Here is a 24,024-nt window from a genome sequence, read left to right on the forward strand (position 1 = left end):
GCTGGTCGTTCATTTCATCTAAGTGTGACATTTCTTTCACTCCTTCATCATTATCCGCTGCATTAGATAGCATGCATCTATTGTACACAATTTGTGCCGCCCGGACACGCTTTACTTATTCGCATTGTATGATTCATTTACAAAAAAGAGCCCCCACAATACGTGGCGGCCTGGATTATCCGACTCAAACAGCACTTACACTAACCGCCACTTGTTCGCGTTCCATCATTTCATCGGCAAAACCGTTCATTAGGTTAATTAAGTCAGCAGCTGTTTCTACATTGCCGTTCCCGATTATAGGCATCGACACCGCTTCTTTCATTTGACGGATGATATCCCTGTTCACTTTAGCATTTTCATTCGCCCTCTTGCAATAAATCATTGACCCCATTAACCTTCCTCCAAAGTATGACACTCGTGTCTACCATTGGATTGCCCATTAAAGGAGCAATTTCAAGAAGTGGAATAAGAACGAAGGCCCGCTCATGCATTCTTGGGTGCGGTACAACCAAGCTCTCTGTTTCAATACTGTCGTTATTATACAGCAAAATATCAAGGTCTGCAGTCCGCGGACCCCATCTTATATCACGAATCCGACCAAGCCCGTGTTCAATTTTTTGACAAACGTCCAGAAGTTCCTGCGCCACCAAACCCGTTTCCACGCATACCACCATATTGAGGAAATCCGCTTGATCTGTAAAGCCGACGGGCGCTGTTTCGTAAATCGACGATCCTGAAGTAACTGTTAGACCTTCGTGTGAATGAAGTGCCCGCACCGCCTCTGTCAGATGAAGTAACCTATCACCGATGTTCGAACCAATCGAGAGGTAAGCTACGTTCACTGGAAGTGCCCCCTTGTGATATCAACGGACACCGATGCATAATGACCTGGAATCGGCGGATCTGGTTTCACAAGCACGACACGAACACCAGTCACTTTATCCACAAATTCGGCTAATACAGCAGTTGCAATTTTTTCAGCAACCGTTTCAATCAATTTTACGGGTTCGCCTTCAACAATCGATTGACACACACTGTATACTTCCGCATAATTCACTGTTTTATCCAGATTATCCGTTTTTCCAGCCTCAGAAAGATTCGTAGCAAGAGAGACCGTCACACGGAAACGTTGGCCAAGCTTCGTTTCTTCAGGCAACGCCCCATGATAACCATAAAACTCTAATTCATTTAAATGAATATAATCCATAGCGCACCCTCCTATTGTTCAAAATCTGTTTTCCCCGTCAGTACATCCATCATTTTCGCCATTCGCGCGATTTCCTTCACGTCATGAACCCGCATAATATGGCAGCCGTGTTCGATTCCATAACATACCGTTGCGCCTGTACCTTCCAATCGTTCCTCGACCGGCAATCCAAGTACGTTGCCGATTAGCGACTTCCGCGAAGTTCCAAGAAGAACCGGGTAGCCCATTTCAGAAATTCGATCGAGTCCTTGCATCGTCCATATGTTTTGAATTGCATTTCGCGCGAAGCCGATGCCCGGATCGAGCCAGATATTATCGTGTGCTACACCAGCCGCAATCGCAATACCGACACTTTCTTCCAAGTCAGCGATAACTTCATCCATAAAGTTGCCCTCGTACTCTGCCTGCTCACGATTATGCATCAATATAATCGGCACACCGTGTTTTGCTGCAACGTCCGCGATGTAAGGTTCACGCTTCGCTCCCCATATATCATTTATTATCTGCGCTCCCGCAAGCATCGCTTCTTCCGCGACACCCGCCTTATATGTATCAATCGACACCGTACATCCAAGCTCTCTTGTCAAAGCCTTGATAACTGGAACCGTTCGTTCTAGCTCTTCTTCTAATGAAATCGGGATATGCCCAGGGCGCGTTGATTCCCCACCCACATCGATAATTTTTGCCCCGTCGCGAAGCATCTCTTCCGCGCGCTTAAGCGCCGCATCGATACGACCGTATTTTCCACCATCTGAAAACGAATCCGGTGTCACATTCAAAATACCCATAATTACCGTTTCTTTTTTGAAATCCATTTCCGTCTTACCAAACCGATATTTATCACGTGCACGAGCCAATTCCATCAACAGCAACCTTCTTCCATATCATCTATTGCCTGCATATAAAATGCATGTAGTTTTTTATAATAAATGCCCGTCGCCCCCGGTAGTGAGATTTCCTCAATCATAGATAGCGGCACAATTTCCTGCACGGCATTCGTGACGAATAACTCGTCCGCGTCCTCTACATGTTCCTTACCATAAAATCCTTCATTCACAGGAATTCCCTCAACTTTAGCGCATTTAATAATAAACGCACGTGTCGTCCCCGGCAGAATCCCTGTTTCGATAGCTGGAGTAAATAACGCACCGTCCTTCACCCAAAAAACATTTGACGTTATACCCTCCGCTACAAAACCTTCCTCTGTTACGAAAAGGCCTTCCAACTCTTTCAATGAAGGAAGCTCTAGCCGCCCCCGTACGTTATTAAGAAAGTTATGCGATTTGTGGCGCACAGTGCTCTCCGGTTTATCACGCAGAGTATCTAGCCAGACCGCCTTCTTTTCCGTACCACGAACAGTCGGAGCCAATTCTTTTCTGAATAAGATTACGTTCGGTGATGCGTATGAAGAGGGTGCAAGACCGATATCATGGACACCCGCAGAGACGTTCAACCGAAAATAGCCATCCTGTCCGCCATTTAACTGACCTAATTTACGCACAGCCGCAAGAATTTCGGTTTCATCATAAGGCATCGTAATGCGGTACTCTGTAAGTGCCGTATGCAACCTATCCATATGTTCATCATACAAGAGCACATTGCCGCCGTATGTCCTGAAGGTTTCAAAAAATCCAGCACCATATAGAAATCCATGATCGAACGGGGAGATTTTTAACTCCTCCGCACGCAGGAATTCACCATTCATCCAACACCACATACCGAATCCCCCAATCTCACTTTTCCGCCATCGCCTTTGCTTGCCAAAGCGCTTTTGCCTTATTCAACGATTCTATATACTCCGCTTCTGGTACTGAATCAGCGACAAGACCTGCGCCAGCCTGAATATGCGCAATACCATCCTTGATATATGCCGTTCGGATAACGATATTCAGTTCGAAATCACCGTTAAAGCCGAACCAACCAATAGATCCTGTATATAGCCCTCTGCGCGTCGGCTCAAGTTCTTCAATGATTTCCATCGTCCGGAGTTTTGGTGAGCCGGTAATTGACCCCCCCGGGAACACGCCTTTAACGATTTCTGCATTCGAAATACCTTCTGCCGCAGTTCCACGAACGTTCGATACAAGGTGCATAACGTGAGAGTATTTCTCCACAACCATGAATTCATCCGTTTCCACCGTTTCCGGTGCACAAACCCGTTCAAAGTCTTCCCGTTCCAGATCTACGAGCATAATATGTTCGCCAGTCTCTTTTTCATTCGACAATAATTCCGCTTGAAGCGCAGCATCTTCGTTTTCATCTTTCCCTCTCGGCCGTGTTCCACCGATTGGTCGTGTACTTATTTCATCCCCACGCTTTTTCAATAACAGTTCGGGTGAACCAGATACGACAGCAAATTCCGGCGAACCCATTGAGGCCATATAAGGTGACGGATTGAATGAACGAAGTGCTTCGTACATATCTAGCGGATGTACTGACAGCGGTTTTGATTGTCTCACTGAAAGATTAACTTGAGTAACATCTCCACTAGCAATATAAGTCTGCACGTCTCGGACCATTTGTTCAAACTGCGCTCCAGTTACAGATACAGCAAGATCATCTTCACCTAATACTACTTCCACTGCTTTACTCGGCGTGAAGACTTGCTTGCTTAGTCCTTCCGAAACCGCAGTCATCCATTCAGCTTCCAATTCTGCTGGTTCCAATCCACAATTCGGAAGTGTCATGAAATAAGCCATTTCAGTCTTAACGTCAAGCACTACCCAGCGGTCAAATATATAAAAGAACAAATCAGGTGTATCGAGATCATCTATCGTATCGACTGGGATGTTTTCATATGTACGGACATAATCGTAACTGATGAATCCTGCCGCACCGCCTTGGAAGTCTGGCAGTTCAGGAATAGACTCCATTTCATAGGATTGAACAAAATCATTTAGCAATTCAAGCGGATTTCCTTCTCTTACTTCCTCCGTACCATCACGCCAGATAAGTTGTAATTTGTTGCCATCCAACGTCCGTAACGTAACGAGCGGGTTAATTCCGGCCATGCATAACGCACCGCCGCGTCCACTTTCAAGAAGGATATGACTTTCATGCTCGTGTGCCAACTCTTTATAAGCATAGAAGAGCTGTTCTTTCGTCATTGCTGATGTCGTATAAGCGATCTTTTGTTTGTTCATCCCAGTTTCCTCCCGATAACAATTAGTATCTTCATCTTACCGCGTGAAAGCCGTTTTACGCTATAAAAAGAAAAGCAGATGATATCTTTTCATTTGAGGGGCGACCATATCCCACCACAGACCGATCATAACAAACAAATTTAAACAACAAAAAAGAAAGAGCATCTCAGCCCTTCCCCCTCCCACACTATTACTCTTCGTCAAATTGATATAGCGGAGTACTCAAATAGCGCTCACCGTTGGACGGAAGAATCGCAACGACTTTCTTCCCTTTACCAAGCTTCTTCGCCACTTGTAGAGCTGCAAAGATTGCCGCTCCGGATGAAACACCACCAAGAATACCTTCTTCGCGTGCTGCACGTCTTGCTGTGTCATACGCTTCGTCGTTCGTTACTTGGACGATTTCATCATAGATATCAGTATCGAGCACTTTTGGAATGAATCCAGCACCGATTCCTTGAATTTTATGTGGACCCGGCTTTCCACCTGATAGTACAGGCGAGTCCGTCGGTTCAACAGCAATGATACTTACTTCAGGAAAACGTTCTTTTAAGACGCTACCCACACCCGTAATCGTGCCACCCGTTCCAATTCCAGAAACGAACGCATCTACACGGTCTAGTGCATCTGCGATTTCAGGGCCTGTCGTTAAACGGTGAATTTCGGGATTTGCTTCATTGTTGAACTGTTGCGGCATGAACCAACCATTTTCCTTTGAAAGTTCTTCCGCTTTTCCGATAGCGCCTTTCATTCCTTCAGCACCCGGCGTTAACACAAGATCCGCGCCATAAGCACGAAGTAGATTGCGCCGCTCTGTACTCATCGTATCCGGCATAACCAAAACAGACTTATACCCTTTTGCCGCAGCAATCATCGCAAGGCCTATTCCCGTGTTGCCACTTGTTGGTTCAATAATTGTACTGCCCTCTTTTAAATCTCCGGACTTTTCAGCCGCTTCGATCATCGCAAGCGCAATACGATCTTTTACACTAGATCCCGGATTCATATATTCTAGTTTCAAATAAACATCCGCATCATCTGCGCCTGTCATTCTGTTCATTTTAACAAGGGGTGTTTTCCCAACAAGATCCGCAATAGAGTTTCCAACTAGCGTCATTTATACCCTCTCCAATTCCTACTATTTTGATATGTCTTATAATATTAATATTACTACCATTATGTGAACATTGTCAACAATTGAATGCCCACTATATGTATTCTTTGCCCAATGCTTTCAGACTGAATCTAAAGAAGGCAGCCCGGAGTCTAGACACTGATTTATGTAGAAAAAATTACACTTTCTTCCCTTTTAAGAAAAGCTGTCCGGAAATACCAATTTATATCGGTTTCCAAACAGCTTTCTATTATTTACCGTAAAACCATTTTGCGTCGAATTCTTTCCAAAACGCTTCCGGACTAACAGTTTGCGGAAGTTGCTCAAGTGCAATTTCACGCTTGATATGATCTTTTACTTCTTTAAATTTAAACGACTGCCCTTTCACCACTTCACTTACATGAGTAACCGCATATGTACCATCACTCAAAGCAATAACTCCACTCGTCATTCCTTCATTCGCATCGGCTACAGTCTCTACGATTGCCTTGTCTATTGAATCTGTCGAATCGTTGATATAGCCTATATCTCCACCCAGACTAGCCGAAGCCAAATCCGTCGATCGCTCTTTTGCGAGAACGTCAAAGCTTGAACCTTTTGAAAGCTCTTCAATTGTCTGCTCTGCATCAGCTTTCGTTGGAACAACAATAATAGCGGTTCTGTAAGCAGTTAAAATATTGTAAAGTGCAGTATTTTCATCATACTGTTTCTTTACCGCATTATCTTTAACAACGATATCTTTCGTTAATACCTTTTCAAGGATGAGGTTAGAACGGATTTTCTTCCGCATTCCTTCCTCATCTTGACCAGAATGAGAGCGACCGTCCACGGAACGAATAAGCGCAATTTCAAGATCAACTTCCTTTTCCGATACATCAATCCCGTATTGTTCTGCAGCTACCGCCATCACTTTTTCATTCACAAGGTCAAGAAGAGTTTCACGTCCAACTTCCTTTTCCATTGCCGACATCCATTGTTCTCTCGTAATAGGCTTACCAGCTACCGAAGCAACTTCTTCATCTGTCTGCTTAGGTTTGTCCGGTATAAGCCACCCAACAAGCCAGAAGATATTGAAGGCTAAAAGGATTCCAATTAACAGAATGAGCGGTTTCGTCTTCAGTTTTCGTTTCTGTAAACTTGTTGTCCCTTCAGGCTTCCGATTGTATTTCATCGATAAAACCTTCCAAAACTTCTTTCGGATACACGTATGTTTCCATACAGAAGTGACAATGTGCTTCCGCTTGTCCGTCCTCTTCAATCATGTCTCGAATTTCGCGCTCCCCAAGACCGATGATCGCATTTCCAAAACGTTCCCTCGAGCAATTACATGCGAATGAAACATCCATCCGGTCAAGAATTTCCACGTTCGCCGCACCCAGAACTTCACCAAGAATCTCCTCAGGAGTGAGGCCGCGGGCAATCAACGTTGAAATTGGTTCAACGTTGGCAATACGCTCTTCCAATGCCACAATTGTTTCTTCCGTTGCGCCAGGCATAACTTGGACAATGAAGCCACCGGCAGCTTTCACTGTATTGTCCGGGTTAACCAGCACACCAAGACCCACTGCTGAAGGTACCTGCTCCGAAACGACAAAGTACTCCGTAAAATCTTCAGCGATCTCACCCGATACAATCGGAACTTGCCCCGTAAAGAAATCACGAAGCCCTAGATCTTTGACGACCGATAGCATACCGTCCGTTCCAACTGCACGCCTTACGTCAAGTTTACCCTGTTCATTTAAATCAAAATGCGTTTGCGGATTAGATGCATAACCCCGAACCTCGCCATGCGCGTTTGCATCAATGACCATCGAACCAATTGGTCCATTGCCATCAACCTTTATTGTCAGTTTATCATCACCCTTTGACATCGCACCCATCATGACTGCCGCTGTCATTGAACGTCCTAATGCTGCCGTTGCAGTTGGCCACATCAAATGACGACGTTGCACTTCTGATACTGTTTCGGTCGAGCGAGCTGCGTATGCCCGGATTGTCCCGTCGAACGCAAGCGCTCTTACTAAATAATCATTCATTTCTTATCTGCTCCTTTTACATGTTTCGTTCATAAATTAGATGAAGCCCTTTTAGCGTCAAGAAGTTGTCAACGACATCAATCACAGTCGTTTCACTTGCGATCAAACCAGCAAGCCCTCCCGTAGCGATGACGGTCGGTTCTTCCTTACTTTGTGCTTTCATGCGGGCAACAATACCATCAACTTGCCCAACATAACCGTAAACAATCCCAGCCTGCATAGCAGCCACCGTACTTTTCCCTACAACTTGATCCGGTTTTGCCAGTTCGATTCTTGGCAATTTAGATGCCCTGTCGAACAAAGCCTCCATGGAAATCCCGATACCTGGTGCAATTGCTCCACCCATGTATTCGCCTTTTTCATTCACATAACAATAGGTTGTTGCTGTTCCAAAATCAACGATGATCAGCGGACTTCCATATTCATGAACAGCCGCAACGGCATTGACAATCCGATCTGCACCAACTTCGCGTGGGTTTTCATACTTGATATTCAATCCAGTTTTGAGACCAGGGCCAACAATAAGCGGTTTTTGGTTGAAATACTTCCTGCACATCTGCTCCAGAGGAAACATGACTGGCGGGACTACTGATGAAATGATAATGCCGGTTACATCGTCAAAAGAGAGTCCAACGTGTAAAAATAAAGATTTCACTTGCATCGCATATTCATCTTCTGTCTTATGTCTATAAGTTTCCATGCGCCAATGATGTTTAAGCTGTCCTTGTTCATAGACACCAAGGACAATATTCGTATTTCCTGTATCTAGCACTAATAGCATAATGGTTTCCTCGCTAACTTCGTCATTTTCCAACACATCATACCACATATCCGGGTATAGAAAAAAGCTGACTGCTTCAAAAGAAACAGTCAGCTCTTATTAGGTGTTCAGTCTTTGCGTTCTTCGTTAATTGATTTAAGAGCTTCGTCCACTTTATACTCTTTCGGTAAATCACCGATAGCTGGGTCCGTAGGCGCTCCAGTTGCATCAGAAATGACTGTGTCATCTCCTTCTTTCGAAATATCCACACTCTTTACTGCTTCATCTTTATTGTCCAAGCCATAACGACCATATGGACGATCCGGCAATGTGCCGTGATCTTTCAGATGATTAATTTGCTCTGCATCGAGTGTTTCCACTTCAAGAAGTGTCGTTGCAATCAGATCAAGCAACTCGCGTTTACTCGAAAGAATTTCTTTCGTACGCGCATATTGTTCTTTAATGATACGTTGCATTTCTTGGTCGATTTCATACGCAATCGCTTCAGAATAGTTCTGTTCAGAGTTGAAGTCGCGTCCAAGGAATACTTGCCCTTGAGCCTGACCGAACTGCATTGGTCCAAGTTTATCACTCATTCCGTATTCAGTTACCATCGAACGAGCGAGACCAGTTGCACGCTGGAAGTCATTGTGAGCTCCAGTTGAAACTTCGCCAAGAACGATTTCCTCTGCAACACGACCACCAAGAAGTCCTGCGATTTTATCGAGAAGTTCAGGTTTCGTCATGAAGTAACGATCCTCTTTCGGAAGCATGACGGCATAACCGCCCGCCTGTCCGCGAGGGACGATTGTTACTTTATGAACGATTTCAGCGTCATCGAGCATTAGCCCTACAACTACGTGACCCGCTTCATGGAACGCTACAATATCGCGTTCTTTTTTCGAAATGACGCGACTCGTCTTCGCAGGTCCCGCAATAACACGGTCCGTTGCTTCGTCGATGTCTGACATATCGATTTTCGTTTTATCGCGTCTTGCAGCAACAAGTGCTGCCTCGTTCAATAAGTTTTCAAGATCTGCACCCGAGAATCCAGGTGTACGTTGTGCAAGTGCCTTCAAGTTGACAGTGTCGTCAAGCGGCTTGTTGCGCGCATGAACTTGAAGAACTGCTTCTCTTCCTTTTACATCCGGACGACCAACTGTAATCTGACGGTCAAAACGTCCTGGGCGCAGAAGTGCAGGGTCAAGAATATCAGGGCGGTTTGTTGCCGCAACAATGATAACCCCTTCGTTCTCACCGAAACCATCCATTTCAACAAGGAGTTGGTTCAATGTTTGTTCGCGTTCATCGTGTCCACCGCCGAGGCCTGCGCCACGTTGACGACCGACCGCATCGATTTCATCGATGAAAATAATACATGGTGCGTTCTTTTTAGCGTTTTCGAAAAGGTCACGTACACGTGATGCTCCAACTCCAACGAACATTTCAACGAAATCAGAACCTGAGATTGAGAAGAACGGTACACCCGCTTCACCAGCAACCGCACGCGCTAACAATGTTTTACCCGTACCAGGAGGTCCAACTAACAAGATCCCTCTCGGAATACGCGCGCCAACTTCAACGAATTTACGTGAATCTTTCAGGAAGTCAACAACTTCCACAAGTTCAGCTTTTTCTTCGTCAGCACCAGCAACATCCGTGAAACGAACTTTTTTACGGTCATCCGTATGAAGCTTCGCCTTACTCTTACCGAAGTTCATAACACGGCCACCGCCGCCTCCTCCGCCTTGCGCCTGATTTAACAGGAAGAAGAACAAGATGAAGATGATGATGAACGGTAGAAGACCCGTGAAGAAGGATACCCACGCGCTTGCAACAGGAGTCGGCAAGATGTCGATTTCCGTTTGAGTTTGCGTAGCAAGTGCACGGATATCTTCCTGCGTCTTGGTATCGTTCATAATATTCGTGACGAACTCTTCGCCTTCTTTATAGCCTTTCATTGTGCCCTTCACATTAAGGACAAGTTGAACTGGCTGTAAACTTACTGTTGTTACTTTTCCATCTTCCAACGCAGTAATAAATTCGTCATACCGAATCTCTTTCTGTTTCGGGTTTGTATTGTTTAGTGAACTAAATATCCCCATGATTGCAAGAAATATCAGTCCGTATAATAGAAAGTATCGAAGTATTCGATTCATCCCAAGCCTCCTCATTTCATTAGACAGAAAACTAGTGTAAATCTTATCACAGGTCTGATTCATCCTACAAAGGAAATGCCTTGACGGAAAAGCGCAAGCGCCTCTTATCATCAAAGTAGAATTTCGCGACCCTTAAAAGATTTTCCTGCAATTGTTTAGAAAGAATAGATTTCCTTTTTCAGAACACCAATATAAGGTAAGTTTCTGTATTTCTCCATATAATCAAGGCCGTAGCCTACAACAAACGCATCCGGTACGTCGAAACCAACGTAATCTGCTTTTAGGTCTACTTTTCGGCCAGTTGGCTTATCAAGGAGAGTAACAATTTTAATAGAATTCGCTTTTCGGTATTTCATCAGTTCGACAAGGTAACTTAATGTTTTCCCGCTATCGATAATATCTTCAATAATGAGTACATCGCGTCCTTCAACACTTGTGTTCAAGTCTTTGACGATTTTAACTTCCCCTGATGACACTGTTGCATTTCCGTAACTTGAAACATCCATGAAATCGAGTTCGATATAAGCATCGATACGCTTAATTAGGTCACTCATGAAAGGTAATCCACCTTTGAGCACACCAATCGCTAGTACATACTTGTCTTGGTATTCTTCTGTCAATACCGCACCAAGTTCACGGATTTTCTCTTGAATCTGTTCTTCTGTAATTAGTACCTCTTCGATATCTTTCCCCAACATCGAAATTCCTCCTCTTTCATACAGATCATTATAACTTTCTTGTACTAACTATGTACTTACTTTGATCTGTCTTGTGTCGTGAAAATATCACTCCGTACCGCACTCCTGGAACTGCACAAATTTCACCTTGCGCTGTAATGATTACCGGCAATCGGTCGCGTTCTGTCATGCCAACCTTTTCGTCGATAAACAACCTGGATAAACGTTTCGGGTGTGTCATCCCCGACAACAAGATTCGATCCCCATCCTCTCTTCTCCTGATAGACAAGGGAAGTGCAGAGTGAGGCAAGTCAAAATACATGATGTCATCAGTATCCATGAATAACTCCGTATCGAGATTACTCACTTCATTCCAATAAAGCTGAAAATCATTTCCCCAACGGGTCCAAACGCCTTTCGGCAACACTTTTTGCAACTCCACTTCTTCAATTGGTGTATCACGAACGAACGTCAGCACGCCGTATTCCCGAATGAATCGGTAACCGCGTGGAAGGTGAATGGATACATTCCCGTCTTGCGAAGATAGATGGTGTAACAGTTGACTTATAAGCGCGGAATTATATTTTACGGGCATAATTTCCCCATTGTAAAGATACCTCAATAGTAGTGTAATTATCCGCCTTTGTAAAGTTTGGTGCATGCGGGAAAAAGCATTTCCGTCGACGACAGGCAGGCCCGCTTCTGTGAACTTAGTAATTTCATCAAAACGTTCCTGCGCCAGCATTTCAAGCAATTCTTCATCTTCCTGTAGATAACCAGACATTCTCACTGCATTTTCAGCAGCTCCCGGGTTTTCATCCAGAATAAACGGAACGATTTTGTGACGGTAACGATTACGCAGATAGGCATCACTTTCATTACTTGGATCTTCTCGAAAATGTAATTCATGCTCTCCAACATATGAATAGAGGTTCGCTTTCATAGCCGGAAGGAAAGGTCGAATAAGAATTCCACCTTCAACTTCACGCTTCACCGACATCCCCAATGGCTGACTGCCTTTCGTTACTTGCATCAAGACCGTTTCCAACTGATCTTCTGCGTGATGTGCCGTTGCTAAAACATCATAACCGTGCTTTGTCATGATCTCCTCGAAAAATGCATACCGTCCATTTCGGCAGACAGCCTGCACATTGCCACCGTCTTTCTCGATAATAGCCGGAACCGGGACACTTCCGCCAAAAAAAGGAATCCCATACACTTCACACAGCCTTGCCACAAATGTGCCGTCTGCCGCGGACTCTTCTCCGCGCAAATTATGATCGACGTGAATTGCGGCAACTTCAATCTCCATGCTTTCTTGATTTGAAGCCATGAAATGTAAAAGCGCTACCGAATCTACTCCACCCGAACAGGCGATTAAAATACGGTCCCCCGGAGCGATGAGTGACCATTCCTTGATAAAACGGAATATCGTCTGTTTAAATTTATCCATTGCTCCGCTCCCTCCTCTTTTCTAATTTATTCTTACTCGAATTTTACCATAGAATATCTAAAGGAGGGGACTCACTTACTTACATATTCATCCGATGACCCTTTCCCGGGAAATAGTTTGTGAATAGGGTGTGAAACTTGACCACTTCGGCAGAACATGATCGATTTTCATAACTAACACAGTACGATCGTCTCCAATCACACCAAACTTCCGCTCCATTTCATGCATAATACGGTCTGCAATTTTGTCACATTCGAATCCTCCATATTTTTCAAGCGTACTGTACAACGACCTCTCTTGCTTCTCAAGCGGGATATCCCCATTAAAAATCCCGTCCGTTAACATAAGTATAATGTCTCCTGACTTCAACTCTTCTTTTTTTGCCTCCACAGAAAAGGATGGAAGAAAACCGACAGGGACCGATTTGCTATCCAGTCTTAAAAAGTCGTCACCGCGTTTAATATATGTGCTCATCGATCCTGCCTTCCAAGACCAAATGCGACCATCTTGCAAATCTACGAGGGCCAGATCAAGCGTGGCGTACATATCATCAAGCCCATTCAAAGACATCATATAATGCAACGTATGCATGGCTGTTTCAGGATCCATTTTCCGGTCCAAACATTCTCGCATTAAACGAATTACCTTTCGACTCTCACGATATGCATTTAAATCCTGGCCCATTCCATCCGACAACAAAACCGCCGTCAACCCTTCATGAATTGGGAACACTTCATATGCATCACCGGCGTGAAATGTTTCGCCGCCTGCTGTTGCCGCGATGCCATAATCAAGGGTAAAACGAACTGCCGAACCAAACGTTAGTTGTATATGTGGAAAAGGGTCCTGTAAAACGGCAGATTTGGCGACCCTGAACGGCTCATCGTACATTTCTTCAAGAATTGGCAGTATAAATCTTTCCGCAACTGTCGTATCCGTTTCAAAATCAGATCTTTTCTCAGGAATACAGCAGATGATGCGACGCGCACCCCTCTCTCCTGGTAAAACATCAATCTGGAAGTACTCAATACCTTTCTCTTGGAGCCGTTTTGCCAAATCTTCCTCGGCAGGCTTATAAACAGTCAAATCTTCTTTTACTTCATTCATGATTTTGTCCAGATGGGTGCTCATATCACGCAACTGGAGGGCAAGCATTTTTCGTCCATGCTGAAGTTGTCCCGTCAATAAACGACTGGCAGCTTGTTCCTCAAGTTCCGTAACTAATCCATTGAATCGGACGCACTTATATTTAATCTTTTCCTCAACACGATGACGCTTAGCTTTTTTCGTCATAGAATAGGTCATTTCCCACTCACTAAGAAGCCCACCCATATCATTATCTGCACCTTCCCAGCACTTGGCATAACGGAAACAAGACTGGCAAGTTTTTGGTATAACCTGCTGAGGTAATACATCTGCATTATCGTGGGGGGAAGATCGGTCGCCAACAAGCGTCGACATAAATTCAGAGAACTTCTTGAAATCAGCTAGTTGTTCGTCGAGCCGCTCCGCTAACCATTTTTGTTGTTTGTCAGTAGTCTCTGTATTCTCCGGATAAAAAATGCGTTTAATCGACTCTAGTTTTTTCGAAGGGATTAGTAAAAAAATAATCGTTGCGGTTGCGAGTGTTATAAAGTGTGAAGTATCAAGAGGCAAGGTCAAATCATACATAAGGAAAAATCCCGATACAGAGGCCCCTCCTAACACGATACCAATTTTCCCGAAACGGCGGAGTGTGCCTGCAAAAAATCCAGTCATACCATACACCGCCATCATTCCGGTGAAGGACAATTCTGCCACCCCCACAATAGCAGCGATGATCATTGCGATTGTTGTTGAAAATGGAAGCCCCCCCACAAGCGCCGCAAGCAAGATTGTCAGATGAATGAGCGTACCTGAAACCGAAACAGGACCTAGCATAAGTCCACTCATTCCAGTTGTAGCCAGCGCACCGACAAGGCAAGCCGCTCCAAGTCGTTCAGGTGTCCATTTACCAAAGAAGATTCGATCTGCGGCAGGAAAAGCAACAAAGAGGAAAAAAGTCATGAACAAAGCAAGAACTGCTTCAAAGCCAATATATAATTGAACATTTACTGGTGGTTGCCCGATATGCATAATAAACTGCCACAACACTTGAACAATGATAATGCATCCTGCTACTGTTAGCGGTACTGATTTTCGCATGAGCGGATATTTAATAACCGCATTAAATAACGCGAGCATCAATAGATGGATAACAGCCTGTCCAAGACCAAGGAATGCACTTCCAAACATCCCACCAATGAACACCCATATGAGATGCTTTCTGAAGCGAGCCCGTGCAAGTGCCCACACCGGCAAGAAAAAAGGAACCGCTGCATCGAATAATACGGCTTGCGACAAGAAAAAAGATCCAAACAAGAATAGAGTCGCAACTAAAATATGCATTTTTCGTTTTCCAATCATCTCGACATACATACCAATTGGATGGCCCACTGGACGTGCTAAATGATCAATTAGTTTCATTCCTCATTCCCCCTATGTCTGCTATGCCTTGAGTATACATAGGCAGATGGAAAGAAATTGTCTGTTCATGACAACAAGAAAACAAAATGTTTCGACTCATTCCGAACTGTTTTTTCTTTTTTCCTAAGACGGGTTGACACTGCATTGATTCACTTGTATTATAAGTATTGTTGTTCTGATCAAGCGGAAACAAGTGCTAACTAGAATATACGAAGGCGGCGTAGCTCAGCTGGCTAGAGCGTACGGTTCATACCCGTGAGGTCGGGGGTTCGATCCCCTCTGCCGCCATTTATGAAATGCAGATACAACCGTCCAGGAGTTGGACAATAAATCACTAAAAAAGCAGTTCCTACATCGTGAATTCTCGATGTAAGAACTGCCTTTTTTTGCAATGAAAAAATGCGCGATTGTTTGGGGAGATGTGACGGTTTATGTGATTTCCCGTGATAGTTTCGTCATTTACCATGACAGTTCAGACGAATGCCATTACAGTTTCACGATTTCCGTTACAATTTCGCCATTTACCATGACAATTCTCCGCACAAAAAAACAGTGAACAAGGGTCATTCCCTTTGTTCACTACTTTTCTTCATACTATTCGTACACTTTTTCATGAATTGAAACAGCTAGCAAGTTACCCTCTGCTTGCGCCACGGCCACCGCGTTTCGATTCTGTCGCTCTTTTCAAAGTAGAGAGACGCTCTTCGCTATCTTTCATGAACTTTGCCATTTTTTGTTCAAAGTTCTCTGGGCGATCCATAGCAGGACGGCCACCACCTTGACGCGGACGTTGCGGGCGCTGAGGACGTTCTGGACGCTGTTCAGATTCAGGTTTCGCTTTTCTAATCGACAACCCAATTTTACCATCTGCACCGACGTTCATCACTTTCACTTCAACCATGTCACCGACTTTAAAATGATCGTTGATGTCCTTGACATAATTGTCCGCCACTTCACTGATATGGACCAGGCCTGTTGAGCCATTCGGTAGCTCAACAAACGCCCCGAAGTTTGTGATTCCTGTTACTTTACCCTCTAGCTTGCTGCCTACTTCAATTGACATAAAAAAAATGCTCCTCCTTAAAATTTAAGCGGGCCCCGCGCTGGGAGCCTTGCAACCGTATTAATGAGCCCTGCAAATTGCAGGATCCTTACTTCCATTATAGCCAATAAAAAAAGAGTGTCAATAAGACTACTCTTTTCCTTTGTCTTGTTCATCTGTTTTTTTATTGTTTTCGGGTATTGAAAAAATGATTTCGCTCTTTTCAGACAAGAAATATTCCTTGCGTGCAAGCTTTGCGATATAGTCATCATCATTCAATTTCACAAGTTGTCTTTTTAGCATTTCTTGTTCTTCCTGTACCCCTTCAAGCTGGGCCAGCACCTCGACTTTTTGCAACTCTTTCGCTGCCAACGTCTGTTTCTGGTTGATGAACATATTCGTCAGACCACCTAGAATAACGGCTGCCACAATAGCAAACACAGCCAGTCTACGGTATAAACGGACTTTCCGCGCATTCTTCCTAGTCTCTTTCTTTTGAAGTGAGCGGACATATTCAGTTTGAATCGATGCGACCCTTTCGGACGATTTCCTCTGCTGTTTCTGTTCCACGTCCTGCACTTCCCCTCTTCACACACTACAATTTGTTAGTCCATAAATTATATATCATTTCACCCTTCTTTTAAAGAGTTTTCCGGAAATGATACGGAATATTTTAACAAATGGTGTAAAGAGGACTGCAAAGACTTTCACTATAAAACGAATGACTAGACTGATAATAGATACAATCAGACGCACGAGGAACAAGAGCGGCCTTATTAACAACACCAACAAGATCCTCCCGAAAAACCGGAACGGCTTATAAAAAATAGTTACGTATAGCAACATTCCACTAATCTGTGCAACTGGATCATATATCCGCCACGCCCCATCCCTGACGAGATAAAGGATGTAAAACGTCCAACATCCGACGAGTACCCATCCAATGACTTCGAGCCAAACCGCACGCTTTCGAATAATCGATTTCTTCCCGGCGTGCGCGGTACTTGTTCCAATCATGTCCATGAATGCCCCAGCAACAATGCCCGTCCCAATCATAGCAAGCAGGCTAAGAAATTGAACGGATAGACTCATCCAAACAATTTATGGAGGAAACCTTTTGAACCTGATTCTTCTTCATCGTATTGAATAGTGCCGACCGTTCCTTCTAGCGTTAGAAGCCCTTTATCGACATCGAGATGAACAATGCGCAGTTCCTCTCCCCGGATTTGCAATAATCCTTGCGATGTTCGAACGAGAAATTCTTCCTGATCGAAGCGGTCGATTGATTTTACAGACGTGAGATCCATCCGTTTTCTGTTGCGCATAGTGACGACATGGTCTCCTGATGGAATTGCGTACGTAGGACTATCAGTTTGAAATTGCATTATATGCTTCCCCCTTTGCTTGTACGTTCACAGCTATCTTATGCTAGGACATAAAAAAACATGACAGGAAAATTCCCTGTCATGTTGTTCAGTCTTCATCATCCATGAATTCTGGTTCCACTTTTTCAAGCTTCTCTTCCTTCAAAATCGTGTACATTGAGGCTGCATCGTCTTTTTTCGTCGTCTCTTTCAGCATGTTAATTTTAACCGTTACAATCTTCTGACCGAAGCGGATGGCCAATTCATCGCTTTCTTTTACAACCGATGATGCTTTCGCCACTTTCCCATTTATTGTTATACGCCCTTGATCAGCTACTTGTTTTGCGAGTGTTCGTCTTTTAATTAGTCGAGATACTTTCAGGAATTTATCAAGTCTCATCATTATCTTCCCCTTTTTTTGCTAGTTTCCAAAACTCTTCAAGTTCATCAAGTGTATAGTCAGTAAACTTGCCTTGTCCATCTTTCACACTCTTTTCGACAAATGAAAACCGTCTGTTGAACTTTTGATTTGCATGGACCATTGCTTCTTCTGGAGATAACTTGAGGAAGCGTGAAATGTTAACGATTGTGAACAGAACGTCACCTAGCTCGTCCATTTGACTGTATTTCGTACCACTCTCTAGTTCTTTACGGAACTCCAGCCATTCTTCATCAAATTTTTCTAAAGCACCGTCAATCGTTGGCCAATCAAACCCAACCTTTGCCGCCTCTTTTTGATAATTAAGTGACGTTAAAAGTGATGAAGAAGGACGTTCTTGACCTTCCAAGAGTGAGTCGGCTTGCGGTTTTTCCTGTTGCTTGATTTCTTGCCAATTTTGCAGAACTTCTTCTGAATTTACCACGCTTTTATCTCCAAAAACATGAGGGTGGCGGCGAATCATTTTCGATCCTACCGATTGAAGCACATCTTCCATGGCAAAATAACCGTCGTCTTCGCCAATTTGAGCATGAAGGAATACTTGTAACAGTACATCACCAAGCTCTTCAATCACTGCGTCGTCATCTTCACTATCAATCGCCTCAAGCAGTTCGTGTGTTTCTTCAAGCAAATACCGCTTCAACGATGCATGCGTCTGTTCACGATCCCATGGGCACCCGCCCGGAGCGCGCAGTGCAGCGATGATTTCCCTGAACGTCGACCAATCTTTCAATCGCGCTTCTCTTTCAACTACAGGCGGTACATAAACGGTAGTCAAATTATTAATTTCAGTGACACGGTCCAGTTCAAATAGCGGAACTGTAATCAATTGCTCGCCCGTAGAACCTGCCGCCGTTACAACCGTCACTGGATGGTCGTAGGCGTATTTCTCCATTAATGACAGTTTCACTTCAGATGCCACGAACGCATCGTACACTTGTCCAATTAAAATATGTTGCTTCATCTGGACATCATCGCGTTTCATATCCGTACCATCGAGTAGCTGAAACCCTTCAATCGGATCGATGCGCAACGCTGCAAAAATCGGGTCAAGAAAACTATTTCCACCCGCAATTTCCATTTGGATTAAACCTTCGCGTTCTTTCTCGACTAATAATTGGACTGTCCGTTCCGCAACAAGCGGATGTCCCGGTACTACATAGGTCACTGGTTGTTGTGCACACATAAGGAGCAGTTGTTCTACGATTTCATCATATACATGCTCGAACGAGTCGTGTTTTTCATAAATTTCATCGAAGCTCATTAGAACAATGCCTTCCGCTCTTAATTCGGCGACAGCAGGGTGCTGGTCCGTACGCGCGACAATATATTTCGCTTCTTTCAACTTTCGATATGTCCCTAGCGCCAATTGGTCGAGGTCACCCGCGCCGAGACCAATAATTGTTAACTGATGCATCCTATTCACCTTTTCTTTTAGTAAGTCGTAATTGCAATGTAGCTAAACGTTTACCGAATGGCAGAAGAAACCATTCCTTCTCTGCCATTATACGTGATTTCATAATGACGAAAAGGAAAACAACCGCTCCCACCGAAACAGATGTTAATGCGATAAGTGTCGCCTCAATCCGATCTGGTAATTGGTCGAATAAAAACCCGTCTGCAATGAGCATCCACGGTAAAACAATGGCTATCATGAGAGTAGTTGCCACTATCACCCATCTGTAAAAACGTGTTGGTGCAAGGCGAATTGGCCATACTGTTTTAAAGTAAAGCAGCAACCCAAATGCAATTACCGCGAAACCGATATTGCCGGCAATCGCCGCTCCCGTGACATTCCATAAAGGAACCAGAAGTTGATTCGCGAAGATTTTTATAACCAACCCACCGATAAGCAGGAGCGTTGGCACTTTAACTTTCCCCGCACCTTGAAGCATCGCTGTTAACGGTAAAATAAGCGATAACCAGAGAATTTGTAATGAGAAAATAATGAGGGCTACAGAACCATCACGTGTTTCAAACAGCATTTCATTCACATAAGGCAAAACAAGTGCAAGCCCTGCCGCTGCAGCCCAACCGAATAGGAAAGCAGTTCGGAACGTTAGCTGGATAAACGGTAATGCCCCTCGTCCCGCTTTTTTTGCCGAATGATGAGCGATAAGTGGAACAATCGCGAGCGCTAATGTCGAAGCAATCAGAATCCCCATTTGTACAAGCGGTTGCCCACGATCGTAGACACCTTTCATCACCATGGCTGCATCCGCCGCAAAACCATTAGATAGCAGGATATTATAGATTGTAAATGAATCGGCCAATTGAAACAGCAGGAGAATAAGTGAACTTGCGCTGATCCCCAAACTGACAATCGTCAATTCTTTCACCACTCGCCACGTGTCCACTTTTTCTAATGGTCCTTTGAACGTATTCCGAAAATAGAGTGCAAGTATAATAACGCCAGCACCTTCCCCGACAACTGCCCCCCACATCGCTACCTCACCTGCCACATAGAGAGAAGCACCTGATCGCACCGCAATCCATGTGCCTATGAGAATGACCGTTACACGGAAAACCTGCTCACCAACGCCTGAAACCGCAACAGGTACCATTCGACCTTCCGATTGAAATGAACCCTTCAAAACTGCTAACGCCGGCATCAGTAAAACAATATACGCGCCAGCACGCAGGAGAGGTACGAGCTCAACATCGCCCATGGAGCGCGCGAAAAATGGCGCGAAAATAGTTAATAGAGCAAAAAAGGCCACTGATAATAAAAGTAGATAGGTAAATGCCACACGCATCATCGCTTTTGCTTCACCGCGACTCGTACTTCCTGCAAGCAGTTTCGATACCGCCACTGCAAAACCGTACGACGTCCAGACAATAAAAATGCCAATGAACGGATACACTTGCTGATAAATATAAAACCCTTTGTCACCGACAAGGTTTTGGAACGGAACTCGATAGACTGCCCCAAGTAATTTCACAATGATTGCAGAGATGGTCAGAATCGACGCACCTTTCATAAACGTTTTCATGTCCCATTGTTGCGCCATAATCGTGCCTCTTTCTTTCGTACATAGTACACCCATTATATCATGAACGAATAATGACGATATTCAGGATAACATCGAATATTCTAATTTAAATTATTAAGAGGTTTAATTGTGCAACGTTATGGGAAAGACATAGGTATAAGTTTTGTAAACATATAACTGTTAAATTATATCAAAAAATAAAACTGATAAAAAAGGTAAAATAGGAGGGGACCAAGGATGGTAAAAACAATTCCTAAAAAGCGAGTTCTATCCGTATTAATAAAATTAAAAAGAAATGATATGTACGCGACGGCAAAGCATTTTGGTTTAAGTCATCCGGTTGTCGTTGCACGTAGCCAAGAGCTGGACACCTTATTGAATCGATATCAGGGGATCCGGGCTATACAATGACCTAATGATGTGTCGTCTTCTGAACACAAATAGTCAACAATACGAGCTGACTAAATGATTCCACTGAATAACGCTTTGGCTACCCCTGCAAGGCGCCTACACTGGATTCAATACTTCACTATATAACACGGCAAAAGGAGCTATAAACCGCTATGGTTTTAGCTCCTTTTTGCACTTTTCACCATTACTGATTGATCATTGATTCCTTTACAGAAAAATGACGATGGCGAGTCACAGCATACATTGCTGCTATTCCTAACAATATGGCTGAAATTATAAAAGTAATTCGCACATCCCATATTTCGGCAAGTGCGCCAAACAGTAAAGAGGAAACTGCAAATAATAACGACACCAGCGAACTCTCTACAGCATAAATTTTTGGGAGTTCTTCAGGACTGGCTGACTTTTGAAGAAATGTGTTCGCAGCAATTGCTTTTAGTTGTTGAAAAATCCCAACGAGTCCCATAAGGACAAGAGACAGCCAAGCAATTGTCGTTAAACCGAAAAGAAGTGTCAGGATACTGATTCCAAAGGAAAAAGTAATCAAAACATACTTTAAGTTTTTCTCAAATACCGTGGTAAAACGTGAGCATATGATCCCACCGACAACCATTCCCAAAAAGAACGATGTATTAATATATCCCCACCAAGACTCATTCTCACCAAGAATTTCAGCCACGAAGACGTAGAGTATAGAAGCAATCCATACAACATTTGCGACTGCTTCAAATGCGATGATCACATAAAGACTCTTATACAACGGGTTTCTCCAAACGATTTGCCAACCTTCTTTTAGCTCACCGCTTTGACGACCTTCGGAAAATTTCCTGTAAAACTCGGTTGGATCAACAATTTTAGTCATCAGTAAAGTAGCAACCAGATACAATGCCAACGTGATTAAAATGACATCTTGACCGCTGAAAATTGCAACAAGCAGACCGCCAAGTGCCCAGCCCCCTAAATTTACTGTTTCGTAAATGATGGAGAAGAAGCTATTGGCTTTCACAAGTTCATTTTTGGGAACCAAGCGTGGTAACATTGCTTGGCTTGCTGGTGCTGCCCAACCGTCTAAGAATGCAATCGTAAATACGAAACTTACTATAACGAGTATGCTCGACGTTATGTGAAATACTAAGATAAGCGCTAGCAAACACAATAATAATGTCTTACTTACTTGCGAATGAACAAGCAGGGTCTTTAATGGATATCGATTTAACAGTAGCGGGGAAATCATCCCGCTAATAAAACGACCAAACATACTAAGAAATGGTACCAATGCCAATATAAATGGTGACTCTGTCGAAGCATATAAAATTGAAATAAGCCCCACAATATAAAAAATATCACCTAAATTGGCCATTGATTGGCCAATCCAAAGAAAACGGAAAGATGCACTCTTCATTCTTACTACCCCTTTACAATCAAAATTTAATTCTGATTAGTACAGGGTAGTTTTACACTCGACAAATACCTCCTAAAATCTATTGTTTTACAACACAAAATACAAAATGCAAAAAAATCACAAAATGCTACAATATAATAATGTTTATAGAGGTAGTAAGAATGAGTTATATAACTCTATTATACGTCAATTTGATATGTTTGAATACAAATTTTCAGAATACTATTCACAAAATCCATAAAGCTAATGTACCCACAAAGATTAACTTTCACAGTAGTCAAAGAAAAATGCTATAAATACTTTTTTAGGACTTGCTCTAGTGTAAGTATTGTCGCAAATTCACCATGTAGTGTCGCTAGGCGATATAGTATGTACAGTTTCTGCATCATAATAGGTATCATTTTGATCCATCTTTCCAAAGGCGGCTGTTGCATCTGAGGTATTGTTATTACTTTCACCAATGGGCATAAGTTTAATCTCCCACGTATGGAAGCATTCATTCAGATAAAATGCACCTCGTTCTATATCCTTGGACACGCTGCTACACTGTTGCGGCTCAATAAGGTCATGACCCTCTGCATCATAGTTCCAGTCCCGTGATATCTCAACCCAACTTTGTCCAGCTTCCAAGTCTTTACGAGCTTTTAACGTATAAACTGCTGTGGGATCAGCGCTTTCGTTTTCAAAAACTACATAGCGAACTTCTCTTTCCATTTCATTCTTTGAATCCTCTACAAATTGATCCATAGCTTCCAAGTTCTCTACATCACTTCCTACTTGAATAATGTCAGTTTCATGTGGTGTAAAAATCTCTCCGCTTTTATGTCCCACTTGTACGCTATTTCCACACGCTACAAGCCACATGCAGATTACAATTATAAATCCAGCCTTTATAATTGGTTTCAATAAAATCATTCTCCTTTTCGCATAGTTAGATTCTGCTTGTTTAGCTTACTTTTAAGTTGAACAGGCACTATTAATATTTATGTCCCACGGCTCCCCGCCGAATATACAAAAAAATAACTCAAACTCCAAAAGATCGTTATACAGAAAATTGCTAGAAAGATACACAATATAGATTATAGTTTTGAAGCCTTTAAAGGAGTCGCCGAAGCGGATTTAAAAAGGGAATATTTATTACAAAAAATATAGTATATATGTTGAACTAATGATTCTATATAATCTCCAGCGAAGGCGCCTCATAGGGGTAGCCGAAGCAATAAGACTGACAGCGGTTTTCTGTCTGGCTTATTGCGGGAGGCATCCCCTAGCGCCGAGCGTTGTTGAGTGGATTTTTTATGTCAACATATTTAGACGTT

At 43.4% G+C, this 24,024-nt stretch carries 24 protein-coding genes, 1 tRNA gene and 2 pseudogenes (1 of these 27 only partly in view); 2 read left to right on the plus strand and 25 right to left on the minus strand.

The window, feature by feature from the left end:
* The 15 genes from lysS to MKY15_RS07040 form a co-directional block, all read right to left on the minus strand.
* Positions 1-31 carry the 5' end (the start) of a lysine--tRNA ligase gene (gene lysS, locus MKY15_RS06970; RefSeq protein WP_342539310.1) on the minus strand. 1,460 nt of this gene lie to the left of the window's left edge, so the window shows 31 of its 1,491 coding nt (coding positions 1-31); the start codon lies at positions 29-31; its stop codon lies off the left edge, out of view.
* 153 nt (positions 32-184) lie between these two features.
* A complete protein-coding gene (locus MKY15_RS06975) occupies positions 185-391 on the minus strand; it encodes a tRNA-dihydrouridine synthase (protein WP_342539311.1) in 207 nt (68 codons plus the stop codon).
* A complete protein-coding gene (gene folK, locus MKY15_RS06980) occupies positions 357-842 on the minus strand; it encodes a 2-amino-4-hydroxy-6-hydroxymethyldihydropteridine diphosphokinase (RefSeq protein ID WP_342539312.1) in 486 nt (161 codons plus the stop codon). The genes MKY15_RS06975 and folK overlap by 35 nt, the downstream gene beginning before the upstream one ends.
* Complete coding sequence (folB, locus tag MKY15_RS06985) at positions 839-1,207, minus strand: dihydroneopterin aldolase (protein ID WP_067213714.1); 369 nt, start codon at positions 1,205-1,207, stop codon at positions 839-841. The genes folK and folB overlap by 4 nt, the downstream gene beginning before the upstream one ends.
* Before the next feature lie 11 nt (positions 1,208-1,218).
* Positions 1,219-2,070, minus strand: a complete 852-nt coding sequence (gene folP, locus MKY15_RS06990; protein ID WP_342539721.1) for a dihydropteroate synthase — start codon at positions 2,068-2,070, stop codon at positions 1,219-1,221.
* A complete protein-coding gene (gene pabC, locus MKY15_RS06995) occupies positions 2,070-2,924 on the minus strand; it encodes an aminodeoxychorismate lyase (protein ID WP_340741117.1) in 855 nt (284 codons plus the stop codon). The genes folP and pabC overlap by 1 nt, the downstream gene beginning before the upstream one ends.
* Before the next feature lie 16 nt (positions 2,925-2,940).
* Complete coding sequence (locus tag MKY15_RS07000; protein WP_342539313.1) at positions 2,941-4,350, minus strand: anthranilate synthase component I family protein; 1,410 nt, start codon at positions 4,348-4,350, stop codon at positions 2,941-2,943.
* Between the two features lie 190 nt (positions 4,351-4,540).
* Positions 4,541-5,467 carry a cysteine synthase A gene (gene cysK, locus MKY15_RS07005; protein ID WP_067213718.1) on the minus strand — a complete coding sequence of 309 codons (927 nt, stop codon included), beginning with the start codon at positions 5,465-5,467 and terminating at the stop codon, positions 4,541-4,543.
* A 247-nt stretch (positions 5,468-5,714) separates the two neighbouring features.
* Positions 5,715-6,635, minus strand: coding sequence for a peptidyl-prolyl cis-trans isomerase (locus tag MKY15_RS07010; RefSeq protein ID WP_187046245.1), 921 nt, complete (start codon positions 6,633-6,635; stop codon positions 5,715-5,717).
* Positions 6,613-7,500, minus strand: a complete 888-nt coding sequence (hslO, locus tag MKY15_RS07015) for an Hsp33 family molecular chaperone HslO (protein ID WP_067213720.1) — start codon at positions 7,498-7,500, stop codon at positions 6,613-6,615. Before hslO ends, MKY15_RS07010 begins: the two co-directional genes overlap by 23 nt.
* 16 nt (positions 7,501-7,516) lie before the next feature.
* Positions 7,517-8,281 (minus strand): type III pantothenate kinase, encoded by a 765-nt coding sequence (locus MKY15_RS07020; RefSeq protein ID WP_187046247.1) that lies wholly within the window; start codon positions 8,279-8,281, stop codon positions 7,517-7,519.
* A 107-nt stretch (positions 8,282-8,388) separates the two neighbouring features.
* Complete coding sequence (gene ftsH / locus MKY15_RS07025) at positions 8,389-10,419, minus strand: ATP-dependent zinc metalloprotease FtsH (RefSeq protein WP_187046248.1); 2,031 nt, start codon at positions 10,417-10,419, stop codon at positions 8,389-8,391.
* A 155-nt stretch (positions 10,420-10,574) separates the two neighbouring features.
* Positions 10,575-11,117 carry a hypoxanthine phosphoribosyltransferase gene (gene hpt, locus MKY15_RS07030; protein WP_067213722.1) on the minus strand — a complete coding sequence of 181 codons (543 nt, stop codon included), beginning with the start codon at positions 11,115-11,117 and terminating at the stop codon, positions 10,575-10,577.
* Between the two features lie 28 nt (positions 11,118-11,145).
* The gene (gene tilS, locus MKY15_RS07035; protein WP_342539314.1) at positions 11,146-12,549 is read right to left on the minus strand and encodes a tRNA lysidine(34) synthetase TilS; all 1,404 of its coding nucleotides are present in this window, start codon (positions 12,547-12,549) and stop codon (positions 11,146-11,148) included.
* An 87-nt stretch (positions 12,550-12,636) separates the two neighbouring features.
* Complete coding sequence (locus MKY15_RS07040) at positions 12,637-15,054, minus strand: SpoIIE family protein phosphatase (RefSeq protein ID WP_342539315.1); 2,418 nt, start codon at positions 15,052-15,054, stop codon at positions 12,637-12,639.
* 214 nt (positions 15,055-15,268) lie between these two features.
* Between MKY15_RS07040 and MKY15_RS07045 the strand changes: the two genes are divergently transcribed.
* A tRNA-Met gene (locus MKY15_RS07045) sits at positions 15,269-15,342 on the plus strand.
* Between the two features lie 346 nt (positions 15,343-15,688).
* Here MKY15_RS07045 and MKY15_RS07050 read toward each other — a convergent pair.
* The 7 genes from MKY15_RS07050 to MKY15_RS07080 all read right to left on the minus strand — a co-directional run bounded on the left by MKY15_RS07050 (position 15,689) and on the right by MKY15_RS07080 (position 20,910).
* Positions 15,689-16,117 carry a S1 domain-containing RNA-binding protein gene (locus tag MKY15_RS07050; protein WP_067213725.1) on the minus strand — a complete coding sequence of 143 codons (429 nt, stop codon included), beginning with the start codon at positions 16,115-16,117 and terminating at the stop codon, positions 15,689-15,691.
* A gap of 129 nt (positions 16,118-16,246) precedes the next feature.
* Positions 16,247-16,666 (minus strand): septum formation initiator family protein, encoded by a 420-nt coding sequence (locus tag MKY15_RS07055; RefSeq protein WP_067213726.1) that lies wholly within the window; start codon positions 16,664-16,666, stop codon positions 16,247-16,249.
* A 54-nt stretch (positions 16,667-16,720) separates the two neighbouring features.
* A complete protein-coding gene (gene yabQ / locus MKY15_RS07060; RefSeq protein WP_067213727.1) occupies positions 16,721-17,188 on the minus strand; it encodes a spore cortex biosynthesis protein YabQ in 468 nt (155 codons plus the stop codon).
* On the minus strand, positions 17,185-17,481 hold the full coding sequence (gene yabP / locus MKY15_RS07065) for a sporulation protein YabP (protein WP_067213728.1): 297 nt from the start codon (positions 17,479-17,481) through the stop codon (positions 17,185-17,187). The genes yabQ and yabP overlap by 4 nt, the downstream gene beginning before the upstream one ends.
* An 88-nt stretch (positions 17,482-17,569) precedes the next feature.
* The gene (locus MKY15_RS07070) at positions 17,570-17,860 is read right to left on the minus strand and encodes an RNA-binding S4 domain-containing protein (RefSeq protein ID WP_067213729.1); all 291 of its coding nucleotides are present in this window, start codon (positions 17,858-17,860) and stop codon (positions 17,570-17,572) included.
* Positions 17,850-19,316: a nucleoside triphosphate pyrophosphohydrolase gene (gene mazG / locus MKY15_RS07075; protein WP_342539316.1), complete on the minus strand. Its 1,467-nt coding sequence runs from the start codon at positions 19,314-19,316 to the stop codon at positions 17,850-17,852. The genes MKY15_RS07070 and mazG overlap by 11 nt, the downstream gene beginning before the upstream one ends.
* A 1-nt stretch (position 19,317) precedes the next feature.
* A complete protein-coding gene (locus MKY15_RS07080; RefSeq protein WP_342539317.1) occupies positions 19,318-20,910 on the minus strand; it encodes a polysaccharide biosynthesis protein in 1,593 nt (530 codons plus the stop codon).
* 219 nt (positions 20,911-21,129) lie between these two features.
* Here MKY15_RS07080 and MKY15_RS07085 point away from each other — a divergent pair, with 219 nt between their 5' ends.
* The gene (locus MKY15_RS07085; protein ID WP_082786772.1) at positions 21,130-21,303 is read left to right on the plus strand and encodes an aspartyl-phosphate phosphatase Spo0E family protein; all 174 of its coding nucleotides are present in this window, start codon (positions 21,130-21,132) and stop codon (positions 21,301-21,303) included.
* Between the two features lie 184 nt (positions 21,304-21,487).
* On the opposite strand, the gene MKY15_RS07090 is transcribed toward MKY15_RS07085, so the two are convergent.
* From MKY15_RS07090 to MKY15_RS07100, 3 genes and pseudogenes are all read right to left on the minus strand, one after another.
* Entirely contained in the window at positions 21,488-22,705 is a 1,218-nt protein-coding gene (locus MKY15_RS07090) for an MFS transporter (RefSeq protein WP_338654489.1), read from the minus strand.
* Between the two features lie 290 nt (positions 22,706-22,995).
* A pseudogene (locus tag MKY15_RS07095) lies at positions 22,996-23,143 on the minus strand (cysteine hydrolase); the annotation flags it as partial.
* Positions 23,144-23,290: 147 nt separating this feature from the next.
* Positions 23,291-23,620: pseudogene (locus MKY15_RS07100) on the minus strand (hypothetical protein); the annotation flags it as partial.
* Positions 23,621-24,024 lie beyond the last annotated feature (404 nt).

Source organism: Sporosarcina sp. FSL K6-1540, assembly GCF_038620285.1.
GTDB lineage: Bacteria > Bacillota > Bacilli > Bacillales_A > Planococcaceae > Sporosarcina > Sporosarcina psychrophila.